1 protein-coding gene is annotated in these 545 nt (G+C 66.6%); it reads left to right on the forward strand.

The genetic code is table 11. The annotated features are described in order from the left end of the window. Positions 1-29 precede the first annotated feature (29 nt). The coding region (locus FYW95_RS27490; protein ID WP_160051010.1) for a peptidoglycan recognition protein family protein at positions 30-545 on the forward strand (516 nt) is incomplete at its 3' end.

The following is a 545-nucleotide window of genomic DNA, read 5'->3' on the forward strand; positions in this document are numbered from 1 at the left end:
CGGTCAGTCGAAGGAAAGAAGCTCTTGCCATGCAGTTCGTCACCAAAGCCCAATGGGGCGGCCGTCCGTTCGAACCGAACGGTGATGCTCCGATCACGTCCAACCGGGGCGTGAAGGTCCACTACCTCGGTTCGCTCTACGAGCTCGTCCAGCACAGCCACTGTGCGGCCAAGGTCCGCTCCGTCCAGAACGAGCACATGGACGGACGCGGCTACGCCGACATCGGGTACAGCCTGATGGTCTGTCGGCACGGCTACGTGTTCGAGGGGCGGGGGCCGAACCGGCAGTGCGCCGCGAACGGCGAGGGCGCGGGCCTGAACCGCAACCACTACGCGGTCCTCGGCATGGTCGGAACCGAACCCGGGTTCTGGAACGACCTGGTCTACCGGGACTACTGGAACTACAACCCGACCGAGGCGATGAAGCGGGGCATCCGCGACGCCATCGCCTACCTCAGGTACTACGGCGGCGCGGGCTCGGAGATCCTCGGCCACAGGGACGGCTACGCCACCGCGTGCCCGGGACCGGCCCTGTACGACCTGGTC

The organism is Nocardiopsis sp. FR4 (assembly GCF_009830945.1).
Classification (GTDB): Bacteria; Actinomycetota; Actinomycetes; order Streptosporangiales; family Streptosporangiaceae; genus Nocardiopsis.